Raw genomic sequence first — 8,935 nt, 5'->3', positions numbered from 1 at the left:
AGCCGGGGCTTTTTTTTTCGCGGCATGAACCCAAAGGCTTGCGACCGCGACGGCTTATTCGGGCCGACGACAGCGCCGCGAAATGGCAACTGTAAATTGCTGGATTCCGAGCGGGCGCGCAGCGGCGATCGCTCGCGGCATCGTGCCACTCTGTGCGATCGTTTCGATGAAATCGCAATAAAACAGCATGTTTATAGCAGCGTTGTCACAGATGCGAGCGTCTTCGGATGAAGCGGAAAATCGGCCGGGTAGGGTGGATTCGCACTTTATCGTTGCGCTCTTTTCGACTGTCACACTGTTTCGAATTGCGATGCTCGCTGCATTTGTAAGCGCGCGCGATCCGCGCAAACCGCTTGTCGAACCACCGTGCGTCGCTAGCGTGGAAATCGGAGATGCGAACAACGCATCCATGCCACGTTGGTCGTGACTCGACGCTTGCTTCGTTGATACCGACGAACGGTTCACTTTGCCGCCCATCGGCGCTTACTCAGGGTTTCCACCATGAAGTCTCGTTCCAACCACCACCATCGCTTGCACTTGCTCGCCGCCGCCACCTCGATCGCGCTCGCCGCCTCGGTCGTGGCCCCGGCAATGGCCGGCGGTCCCGCCGCCAAGATCAACTACGGCACCCTCGGCACCGACAGCGGCCAGAAGTTCCATCGCTTCGTGGTCAAGTACCGCTCCGGCAGCGCGCCGCGCAAGGACGCCGCCGCGGTCAATCGCTCGCTGAGCGCCGCGTCGAGCGGGCTCAGCGGACGCCTCGGCGGCGGCAAGCATGCGGTCGCGCTCAAGCGCCTGCGCCGCACCGGCAACGGTTCGGACGTGGTCTTGAGCGATCGCGCGCTCAACCGCTTCGAAGCCGAATCGCTGATGCGCCAGATCGCCAACGATCCCAACGTCGAGTCGGTCGAGAACGACATCCTGATGGTTCCGTACTACAGCCCGAACGATCCGCGCCTGGCCGAGCAGTACGGCTTCGGCGTCGGCAACGGCGGCATCCGCGCCGGCACCGCCTGGGACATCAGCAAGGGCGACGGCGTGGTGGTCGCGGTGATCGACACCGGCATCACCGCGCACAGCGACCTCAACGCCAACGTCATCGGCGGCTACGATTTCATCAGCGCCGATCCGGCCGACGCCGGCCTGCCGGGCAACGGCTTCTTCATCGCCAACGACGGCAACGGCCGCGACGCCGATCCGGCCGACCCGGGCGATTGGATGAACCGTGGCGATTGCGGCGTCGACGGATTGGGCCGGCCGGTGCCGGCGCAGAACCGCGACTCCAGCTGGCACGGTACCCACGTCGCCGGCACCATCGCGGCGGTGACCAACAACGGCGTCGGCGTGGCCGGCACCGCGCCGAACGCGAAAATCGTACCGATCCGCGTGCTCGGCAAGTGCGGCGGCTACGGCAGCGATATTTCCGACGCGATCATCTGGGCCTCGGGCGGCAATGTGCCGGGCGCGCCGGCCAATCCCAACGTGGCCGACGTCATCAACATGAGCCTGGGCAGCACCGGGCCCACCGCTTGCCCGCAGGTTTATCGCGACGCGCTGGCCGGCGCGGTGCAGCGCGGAACGGTGGTGGTGGTCGCGGCGGGCAATTCCAACGCCGACGCGACCCAGGCGGCCAACACCCAGGGTCAGGCGGTCGGTTACACCATGACCAACTGCGGCAACGTGATTTCGGTCGGCGCGGTGGATTCCAACGGCCGCCGTTACAACCAGGTCGCGCTGGGCGGCGGCGGCTCCAACTGGGGGCCGGGCGTGGATCTGGCCGCGCCGGGCGTAGAGGTGCTGTCGACCCTCAATACGGGCAGACAAGGTCCGGTGGCCGAAGGTTATGCCAGCTACACCGGCACCTCGATGGCGTCGCCGCACGTGGCCGGCGTGGCCGCGCTGGTGCAGTCGGCGGTCAAGGATCCGCTGACCCATGAGCAAATGCGCACGCTGCTGAAGAACACCGCACGTGCGTTCCCGGTCGCGCCCGACCGCGCCATCGGCACCGGCATCGTCGATGCCAACGCGGCGTTGGTCGCGGCGACCGGCGGCGGCAATCCCAACCCGAACCCGGGCGTGCAGACTTACAGCAACGACACCGACTTCGCGATTCCCGACAACAACGCCACCGGCGTGACCAGCAGCATCGTGGTCGCCGGCCGCACCGGCAACGCACCGGCCAATGCGCAGGTGACGGTCAACATCGTCCATCCGTACAAGGGCGATCTGATCGTCGAACTGATCGCGCCGGACGGCACGGTCTACAAGATCCACGACCGCGCCGGCGGCAACGGCGACAACGTCAGCGGCAGCTTCACCCTGGATCTGTCGAGCGAAGCGTTGAACGGCACCTGGAAGCTGCGTGCGGCCGATCGCGCCGGACAGGACGTGGGCAGGATCGATAGCTGGAGCATCAAGTTCTGATAGTGCGACTTCGCGCGGCTGTGTAAACGCAGCCGCGTTCGAGCAGCGATGCGTTTACTCGACCCCGGCTTCGGCCGGGGTTTTTTTCGTCGGATATTCGCGGCATGTCGCCCAATGCGCGCACGGCGAGCTTCAGGTGCGTGCCGTTCATCGGTCTGCCCACCGCATGGCGACGCCGATGCACACCCATATTCCTATTGGTAATCAGCGCCGGAGTAGGGTGAATGCGCAGTTTTTCGTTCGCCCGATCGCAACGAAACGGCTTTTCATTTGCGTGATCGGCATCGCCATTGCCACCCAAAAATGCACGGAAAGAACGCTTGTTCGATGCCGTAAGCACTGCGTAATTTGCTTGCAAGGTGCGCACAACATGCCGCACCCGCTCACGCGCAGGCAACCGGCCACGACCGAGCACGCCGCGCGCTCTCGCCGCATCGCGGCTTTTGCCAAGGGGTCGTAATCACATGTCCTACCGTTCATCGCGCAAACCTTCCGTACACGTACTCGCCGCCGCCACCGTCCTGGCGTTGGGTGCGTTCGCGCTCGCTCCGGCCATGGCCCAGGGCCGCGCCAATTTCGGCACGCTCGACGCCGACGGCGGCAACAGCTTCCAGCGTTTCGTGGTCAAGTACCGCTCCGGCACCGCGCCGCGGCAGAACGTGGCCAGCTTCAACCAGTCGCTGGGCAAGGCCGCCAGCGCCGCCAGCGGCCGCTTCGGCGGCGGCAAGCACGAAGTCGCGCTCAAGCGCCTGCGCCGCACCGGCAACGGTTCGGACGTGGTGGTCAGCAACCGCCCGTTGAACCGCAGCGAAGCCGAGGCGCTGATGCGCCAGATCGCCGCCGACCCGAACGTCGAGCTGGTCGAGAACGACGTGTTCATGGTGCCGTACTTCACCCCCAACGACAGCCGCTTCAGCGAGCAATACGGCTTCGGCAGCGGCAACGGCGGCATCCGCGCGACCACCGCGTGGGACACCACCAAGGGCGACGGCGTGGTGGTGGCGGTGATCGACACCGGCATCGCCAGCCACAGCGATCTCAACGCCAACATCATCGGCGGCTACGATTTCATCAGCGGCGATCCGCCGGATGAAGGCCTGCCGCCCGGCGGTTTCTTCGTCGCCAACGACGGCGACGGCCGCGACGCCAACCCGGCCGATCCGGGCGACTGGATCACCGCCAACCAGTGCGGCGGTACCCACGCTGCGCAGAATTCCAGCTGGCACGGCACCCACGTCGCCGGCACCATCGCCGCGGTCACCAACAACGCCAAGGGCGTGGCCGGCACCGCTTACGGCGCCAAGGTCGTGCCGGTGCGCGTGCTCGGCCGCTGCGGCGGTTACGGCAGCGACATCTCCGACGCGATCATCTGGGCCTCGGGCGGCAGCGTGTCCGGCGCGCCGGCCAATCCCAACGTCGCCGACGTGATCAACATGAGCCTGGGCAGCCGCGCGCCGGGCGCGTGCCCGCAGATCTACAAGGACGCGCTGACCGGTGCGGTCTCGCGCGGCACCATCGTGGTCGTGGCGGCCGGCAACTCCAGCGCCAACGCCACCCAGGCCACCGACCAGAACGGCAACGCGGTCGGCTACACCATGACCAACTGCGGCAGCGTGATCTCGGTCGGCGCGGTCGATTCCAGCGGCCGTCGTTACAACCAGGTCGCGCTGGGCGGCGGCGGTTCCAACTGGGGTCCGGGCGTCGACGTCGCCGCGCCGGGCGTGAGCGTGCTGTCCACGCTCAACAGCGGGACCAAGGGGCCGGTGGCCGAAAGCTACGCGTCCTACACCGGCACCTCGATGGCTTCGCCGCACGTCGCCGGTGTGGCCGCGCTGGTCCAGGCGGTGGCGCCGACGCCGTTGACCCAGGAGCAGATGCGCACCTTGCTGAAGAACACCGCGCGCGCGTTCCCGAGCACGCCCGATCGCGCGATCGGCGCGGGCATCGTCGACGCGGGCGCGGCGGTGGCTTCGGCCGCCGGCGGCGGCAACCCGAACCCGGGCGTGCAGACCTACACCAACGGCACCGACGTCAACATCCCCGACAACAACGCCACCGGCGCGTCGAGCACGATCACCGTGTCCGGCCGCACCGGCAACGCGCCGAGCAACGCGTCGGTGACGATCAACATCGTCCATCCGTACAAGGGCGACCTGATCGTCGATCTGATCGCGCCGGACGGTTCGGTCTACAACCTGCACAACCGCACCGGCAGCAACGGCGCCAACGTCAGCGGCACGTTCACGGTGAATCTGTCGAGCGAAGCCTTGAATGGCGCGTGGAAGCTGCGCGCCGCCGATCGCGCCGCGCAGGACGTCGGCCGCATCGATACCTGGAGCATCAAGTTCTGACCGTTTCCGTTATCGCGCGGTAACCACGAACCCCGGCTTCGGCCGGGGTTTTTTTTTCGGCCATCGAAACGCACGGGCGTCGCAGGCTTATTGCGTCGCCGCCGCGACGTGCGGGCGGCGGCTGGTATCGACGCGGGAATGTCGTCGTCGCATCGCAGCGGCGGACGCATCGGTTCCATCGGCCGCGGTCGATTCGCCACGCTCGGCATTGGCGTGTCGGAGGCGGTCGCAGCGACGGTTGCCATACGCATGCGTCGCTCGGATAGGACAAGTCTGATACTGGATCAGATGGGATGGACGTCGCGTTTTTGTCGGGATGCCGATGGCCGGGGAACCCTGCCCCGGTTGCGGTTCGCGACTAGCGTGGAGTTGTGGCGCTGACCAAGCACCCACCGCCCGCGACACCGGCGCAGCACAGACAAGCGCTGAGTACGCCGACAAGCGGATTTGCATTGACCGATTCAGGGGATCGACAGCTGATGAAATTGCTTTCTTGCCGCACCCATGCGCTGACCGCCGCCACCGCGTTGGCGCTGACCTTTGCCGCGCCGGCGATGGCCGGTCGCGTTTATCTGGACAATCTGAAGGCCGATGGCCATTACAGCCGGTTCATCGTCAAGTACCGCTCCGGCAGCGAGCCGACACAGGCGCCGAACCCGCTCAAAGCCTCTCTGAGCGCCGCGGCCGAACGCGTCGCGCTGCCGAGCGAGTTGAAGCAACGCCTGGGGCTGAAGCCGCTTCGCGCGATGATCCTCAGCGGCGCCCGCGTAGTCGCCACCGACGCCGCGCTGGACCGGTCCCAGACCGAGACGCTGATGCGTCAGATCGCGGCCGACGCCAACGTCGAGTTCGTCCAGATCGATGAGTTGCAGACTCTGTTCGCCGTGCCCAACGATCCGGTGCTGAGCAAACAGTGGCACTACGCCGATAGCGCCGTGGGCATTCGCGGGCCGAGCGCCTGGAGTATGAGCACCGGCCGCGGCGCCGTAGTGGCGGTGATCGATTCGGGCGTCTATGCCGCGCATACGGATCTGGCCGCCAACCTGTTGCCGGGTTACGACTTCATCGGCAGCGCGAACGGTCTCGGAAAACTCTGTACCGAAGCGGGTTATCCCGCCAATTGCGGCGGCTCCGGCGACGGCGACGGCCGCGATGCCAATCCGGAGGATTCCTCCAAGATGGAGCACGGCACACACGTAGCCGGTACGGTCGCGGCCGTCGGCAACAACGGGCTGGGCGGCGTGGGCGTGGCGTACGAGGCCAAGATCTTGCCGCTGCGCGTCTCCGGCAACAGCGGCGTTAATCTGACCTCGGACGCCGCCGACGCGATCGTCTGGGCCGCCGGTGGCGCCGTGTCCGGCGTTCCGGCCAATCCCAATCGCGCCGACGTCATCAACTTGTCGTTGGGCGGTGGCGCGCCGTGCACCCAAGCGCCGGTCTATCAGGCGGCGATAGACAGCGCGGTGGCCAATGGCTCGGTGGTGGTGGTCGCCGCCGGCAACAGCAACAAAGACGTGGCCAACTTCAGTCCGGCCAGTTGCAATGGCGCGATCAGCGTTGCGGCCTCCAACAAGAAAGGCAAGCGCTCTTCTTACTCGAACTTCGGCGCCACCATCGATGTGACCGCTCCAGGCGGCGAGGACAGCTTCATTGGGCCGAGCGCCACCGAAGGCATCATCTCCACCATCGGCGGTAACAAGACCGGTCCCATGGCGGGGACCTCGATGGCCTCGCCGCATGTCGCCGGCGTGGCGGCGCTGATCCAGTCCGCGGCGCGGGCCAAGCTGTCGCCGGCCCAGGTCGAACATATCCTCAAGAGCAGCGCGCGTCCGATCTCCGCGAGCAACTGTTCCGGCGGCTGCGGAGCCGGCCTGGTCGATGCCGCCGCGGCGGTAGCGGCGGCGCGCAACGCCACGCCGTAATCGCGGGTATCGCTTCAGTCGTAATGCATTGTCGAAACCCCGGCCGATAGCCGGGGTTTCTTTTTTGCGTTCGCGATGGGAAACGGGTGAAAAAGATCGACGTCGGCATGGCGATTTGATTCGATCCGAAAGGTTCGATTGCACGATGCGTGGGTCGAAACGGTGCGCCGTAAGAGGGGTATGTTCACGTGGCGCACCGTGCCGGCACGCATGTGGCGTCGGTATTGTGGACTCACGCAGATCAGCGAAACACAGCGAAGAAACGCTGTTCTTCTTGCTGTCCATGCGAACGCAATAACCATTGCGAAAAATGCAGGGGCGTGTCTCGATTTTTCGGCTACGCCGATAACACGGGCTCTGTTCGGTCGAGCGATCGATCGCGTAGCGTGCAAGGACGAACGCGTCGCCGCGTTCGCCCAGGGATTGGAAGGCGTGCCGCGCGGCTGCGGCCTTCGGCACCGCTCATCGAATCCGATCGCGCCGACACCGCTCGGCTCACCGCCAAGGAATCGTCTTATGTCGCTGCTCGCCCAATCTCACCGTTTTCGTCTGCATACGCTCGCCGCCGCCACCGTGCTGGCGCTGACCGCCGCCGGCCCGGCAGCGGCCGCTGGCCGCGTGTATCTGGACAATCTGAAAGCCGACGGGCACTACCGTCAGTTCATCGTCAAGTATCGCGACGGCAGCGCCGCGCGGACCGATCGCGGTGCGTTGGCGTCTTCGCTCGATGCCGCCGCCGGCCGCGCCGCGCTCAAGCAACGCCCAGGCCTGAAGATGCTGCGCGCGATGGTGATGCCGGGCGGCCGGGTGATCGGCGCCGATGCCGATCTGGATCGCGATCAGGCCGAAGCGCTGATGCGCCAGATCGCCGCCGATGCCGATGTCGAATTCGTGCAGGCCGACGGCATGGTGCGCGCGTTGTCGATTCCCAACGACCCGCGTTACAAAGATTTGTGGTCCTATCGCGACACCGCCGCCGGCATCCGCGCGCCGGCCGCCTGGGACATCGCCACCGGTCGCGGCCAAGTGGTGGCGGTGATCGACTCGGGAATCTACCAGGCGCATGCCGATCTGGCCGCCAATCTGCTGCCCGGCTACGACTTCGTCAGTTCGGTCAGCGGCTACAGCCGCGAAATCTGCGCGGTCGACGGGGTGCCGGCCGGTTGCGGCGCATCCCAGGACGGCGACGGTCGCGATGCCAATCCGGAGGATTCTTCCAACATCGATCACGGCGCGCACGTGGCCGGCACCATCGCCGCGGTGGGCAACAACGGCGTCGGCGTGACCGGCGTCGCCTATCAGGCCAAGATCGTGCCGATCCGCGCATTGGCCAAGAATGGCTTCGGCGTGGACTCCGACATCGTCGATGCGTTGATCTGGGCCGTCGGCGGCAGCGTCAGCGGCGTTGCGCCCAATCCCAATCCGGCCAAGATCGTCAATCTTTCGATCGGCGGGTCGGGCGCGTGCAGCCAGGCGCCGGCGTGGCAGGCGGCGATCGATGCGGCGCTGGCGCGCGATGCGGTGGTGGTGGTCGCGGCCGGCAACGACAACGCCGATGCCGCGAACATGACGCCGGCGAGCTGCAACGGCGTGATCACGGTGGCGGCGAGCACCACCGGCGCGGCGCGTACGAGCTACTCCAATTTCGGCGCGACCATCGATATCACCGCGCCCGGCGGCAACAACGCGTTCTTCGGCGGCGCGTCGACCGAAATCCTGTCGACGGTCAGGAACAACGGTTACGGCACGATGGCCGGCACCTCGATGGCCAGCCCGCATGTTGCCGGCGTGGTCGCGCTGATGCGTTCGGCCGCCAGCGTGCCGCTGAGCCCGGCGCGGGTGCAGCAGATTCTCGCCCAGACCGCGCGTCCGATTCCCGCCAGCAAATGCTCCGGCGGCTGCGGCCCGGGATTGGTGGACGCGGCCGCCGCGGTGAAGGCGGCGCGCGACGCGCGTTGAAGAAACCGCATCGGCGCTTCGTCGCCGGAGCGCGAGCAAAACCGGACCGGGCGCCGCGACGCCCGGGAACCGCCGATCCATGGCGGCAAGCGTTCGCCACCGCACGGCCCAGGCGCGCACGCGCCGCCCCGGCCGGCCCCCTATCGATCCAGAGGAAGACAATGCAGACGACTCATCTCGACACCCGCCGCACCCGTACCGCGTTGCTCGCCGCCGCCGTACTCGCTGTGCTCGCCACGCCCGCGTTCGCGGGCCAGGCGCATCTGGGCGGACTCGGCG

The 8,935-nt window shown here is 66.9% G+C and carries 6 protein-coding genes; 5 read left to right on the top strand and 1 reads right to left on the bottom strand.

Annotation, left to right across the window (positions count from 1 at the left end; genetic code table 11):
- Together V7787_RS51300 and V7787_RS51295 are read left to right on the top strand one after the other, a co-directional pair.
- On the top strand, window positions 1-231 hold a 231-nt coding region (locus V7787_RS51300), incomplete at its 5' end, for a hypothetical protein (RefSeq protein ID WP_336095216.1).
- 270 nt (window positions 232-501) lie between these two features.
- Window positions 502-2,424: a S8 family serine peptidase gene (locus V7787_RS51295; RefSeq protein WP_336095215.1), complete on the top strand. Its 1,923-nt coding sequence runs from the start codon at window positions 502-504 to the stop codon at window positions 2,422-2,424.
- Here the strand turns inward: V7787_RS51295 and V7787_RS51290 are convergent.
- Window positions 2,414-2,839, bottom strand: a complete 426-nt coding sequence (locus tag V7787_RS51290; protein WP_336095214.1) for a hypothetical protein — start codon at window positions 2,837-2,839, stop codon at window positions 2,414-2,416. The two genes, V7787_RS51295 and V7787_RS51290, sit on opposite strands and share 11 nt — an antisense overlap.
- Before the next feature lie 49 nt (window positions 2,840-2,888).
- On the opposite strand from V7787_RS51290, the gene V7787_RS51285 reads away from it, so the two are divergent.
- From V7787_RS51285 to V7787_RS51275, 3 genes are all read left to right on the top strand, one after another.
- Window positions 2,889-4,775, top strand: a complete 1,887-nt coding sequence (locus V7787_RS51285; protein WP_336095213.1) for a S8 family serine peptidase — start codon at window positions 2,889-2,891, stop codon at window positions 4,773-4,775.
- 479 nt (window positions 4,776-5,254) lie between these two features.
- Window positions 5,255-6,697: a S8 family serine peptidase gene (locus V7787_RS51280; protein ID WP_336095212.1), complete on the top strand. Its 1,443-nt coding sequence runs from the start codon at window positions 5,255-5,257 to the stop codon at window positions 6,695-6,697.
- 516 nt (window positions 6,698-7,213) lie between these two features.
- Window positions 7,214-8,656 (top strand): S8 family serine peptidase, encoded by a 1,443-nt coding sequence (locus tag V7787_RS51275; protein ID WP_336095211.1) that lies wholly within the window; start codon window positions 7,214-7,216, stop codon window positions 8,654-8,656.
- The last annotated feature ends 279 nt before the right edge of the window (window positions 8,657-8,935 follow it).

The sequence above is a fragment of the Pseudomonas sp. CGJS7 genome (genome assembly GCF_036961695.1).
Note: the sequence above shows the minus strand (reverse complement) of the source record. Positions and strands in the feature narration are given on the sequence as shown.

Bases quoted from the DNA above. Each gene is read 5' to 3' on its own strand.
- V7787_RS51280 (WP_336095212.1), top strand. From the start codon at position 5,255: ATGAAATTGCTTTCTTGCCGCACCCATGCGCTGACCGCCGCCACCGCG.
- V7787_RS51295 (WP_336095215.1), top strand. From the start codon at position 502: ATGAAGTCTCGTTCCAACCACCACCATCGCTTGCACTTGCTCGCCGCC.
- V7787_RS51275 (WP_336095211.1), top strand. From the start codon at position 7,214: ATGTCGCTGCTCGCCCAATCTCACCGTTTTCGTCTGCATACGCTCGCC.
- V7787_RS51285 (WP_336095213.1), top strand. From the start codon at position 2,889: ATGTCCTACCGTTCATCGCGCAAACCTTCCGTACACGTACTCGCCGCC.